3 protein-coding genes are annotated in these 2,531 nt (G+C 50.0%); all 3 read left to right on the forward strand.

Translation table 11 applies throughout. The features are described 5' to 3' along the window. Nucleotides 1-1,167: radical SAM protein (locus AB1656_26680; GenBank protein MEW6238983.1), on the forward strand; the 1,167-nt coding region annotated here is incomplete at its 5' end. Between the two features lie 64 nt (nt 1,168-1,231). Continuing rightward, nucleotides 1,232-1,930: a class I SAM-dependent methyltransferase gene (locus AB1656_26685; GenBank protein ID MEW6238984.1), complete on the forward strand. Its 699-nt coding sequence runs from the start codon at nt 1,232-1,234 to the stop codon at nt 1,928-1,930. Between the two features lie 59 nt (nt 1,931-1,989). Then, the coding region (locus tag AB1656_26690) for an NAD(P)-dependent oxidoreductase (protein MEW6238985.1) at nt 1,990-2,531 on the forward strand (542 nt) is incomplete at its 3' end.

Here is a 2,531-nt window from a genome sequence, read left to right on the forward strand (position 1 = left end):
GTCCCGGGAATCCCCTGGCAAGAATCAGCTATGCAGATCGATCGGTTGAGTTTTAAAAAAATCTTTTTCCATATCGACAAAATCCATGAATATCAAACCACAGGCGACGCCTTTCCCGTCCACATGCTCGTGGGTTTTACCGACTATTGCAACCATGATTGCATCTGGTGTTATACGGCGTATTCGACGCACGATAACTTTATGGTCATGGAGGATGGAACCCGGCAAACGATCGAGAAAAAGCGGGACGACCGAGTTGTCGACGCCGACGTTTTGCTGCGCTTTCTCCGCGACGCCAAAAGCCGGGGGCTAAGTTCGATCAAGATCGTCGGCAGCGGCGAACCCATTCTGCATCCGCAATCGGCGGAAATGATGAAGGAAATCGGCGAGATGGGCATCGATTTCGGCGTATTGGGCAACGGGCAATTATTGAAAGAGGAGCATTTCGAAGCGCTCATGCAATACGCTACGTTTTTCCGGTTCAGCCTCGACGCCGCCGATGCGGAAACCTACAAAAAATTGCACGGACCTTCCGCCCGCTTCGATAAAGTCATTGAGAACCTCAAACGGTTAGTGCAGGAACGAAAAGATCGCAAAAAAATTCTGCCCACGATCGGCGTTCAGTACGTCGTCAGTCAATATAACGTGGACGGCATGGAGCCGTTTGTGCAGCTTATTCGCGAGATCGGCGCGGATTACGTCGTCTTCAAGCCCATGTACGACAATTTGATCAACGTCAATCGCGCCAAAAACACGCTGCCGGTGGAAGCCGTTCTACAAAAACTGCGGGAACTCAAGCCATACGAAACGGAGCATTTCTCCATCTACGACAAAGGCGGCGAGCAATTCCGGCTGGCATGGTCGCCGCAACGGACCAATAATGAAGTTTATTATAAAAAGTGCATGGCTCATCAATTCGTTCCTTCCGTATACGCCAATGGAAACCTATACATTTGTCCCAACCTGGCTGGACGTAAGGAATTCGTTTTAGGGAACATTTACGAGAATACGCTGGAGGAAATCTGGCGTTCCCCCAAACGGAAAAAAGCCGTCGAATCGATCGATCTTTGCGGCAAATGTCCGGCGCGTTGCTATTTGGATCCTTTGAATCGCATCCTGTGGGATATTTCGAATCCCGACCCGGCTATCCATCCCACCTTTCTATAAAGGGCTATTCGATCCCATTCAGTCTCAATCGGCTGAAGAGCCTATGCAGCGAAAAAGGTCAACCATGAGCAAGGCATCCTCTCCTCGCGCCGTTAACTTTTTTGAAGGGATATGCGATATAAAAATCATTAAGGAAAACGATCGGAAACGTACTGACTTAAGGAAAAATATATCGCTCGAACAGAAAAAGCTTTTAGAAACCTTCGAATACGAATACTTCGATTCCGATCTAGGTTATGGGGGATATTTTTGGGACGGCCGTTTCGCTCCCGCCGCTCAAAGGATGGCGGATTATTATGGATTGGGGAAAAGCAGCCGGGCGCTGGACGTCGGGTGCGCCAAAGGATTTCTCGTCTACGAATTTCAACATCTCCTTGCTGGAGAAACTAACGCTTTCGGATGCGATATCAGCGCCTATGCGTTGAAAAACGGCCATCCGGAAATCAGGCCGCAGCTAATCCGCGCGAGCGCTCATCAAATCGGTTTTCTGGATCGCTCCTTCGATCTAGTCGTATCCGTGGATGCGATTCACAATTTGCCGGAAGAACTCTGCGATCAATCCCTTCGCGAAATGATGCGCGTTAGCCGGAGGAAAATCTTCCTCCAAGTCGCCTCTTATCATACACCCGCCGAGAAAGAAGCGCTTTGCTGTTGGGGAGCGGCGCTCAAAACGCTGCGCAGCGCCGAGCAATGGCTGGAGGCGTTCGCCAAGATCGGATATACGGGAGAATATTGGTTCAAAACGTTCGCTTTCGCGCGCTAATAACTATTTGATATCCAGCGGAAACGCTGGAATAAATCGCCCGCTATGCGGAGAAAATCATGGACCAAGTTTTAGTTACAGGCGCTTCGGGATTTTTAGGTCGGCATTTATGCCGGCGATTGCTTGCCGAGGGGATGAAAGTCAACGCCCTATCTCGAAAAGAATTCACTTTTCCTGGAGTTGCTTACATTCCGGCGGATATCGCCGATCCGGTTGCGATCGCCAAAATCATGAAGGAAAAGCAATTTCGAATCGTTTTTCATTTAGCGAGTTATTTCGGGGATAAGGCGGAGTTAGCCGATGCTGCCAGGCAATTTATCCAAGTAAATATACAAGGCGCTATCCATGTTCTTCAGGCGATTCAGCCGGGAAATTCGCGCTTTGTTTACGCTTCCACTCTCTGCGTAAGCAGCGCCGTTCAATGGCGCCGTCCCGTAACCGAAGAAGACTCCGCACCGGGGGAGATGTATGGCGCCAGCAAACTCGCGGGTGAAACCTTTACTCGCATGTTCGCCGAAAAAGCGGGCGTTTCCTGGATTGCTTTGCGTTACTCTTCCATCTATGGACCGGGCGATACGCATCCATACGTGGTTCCTGTTAT

Source organism: Candidatus Omnitrophota bacterium (assembly GCA_040755155.1).
GTDB lineage: Bacteria > Hinthialibacterota > Hinthialibacteria > Hinthialibacterales > Hinthialibacteraceae > JBFMBP01.

Excerpts from the sequence above, each read along its gene's own strand:
- AB1656_26685 (MEW6238984.1), top strand. The coding sequence starts at position 1,232 with ATGAGCAAGGCATCCTCTCCTCGCGCCGTTAACTTTTTTGAAGGGATA.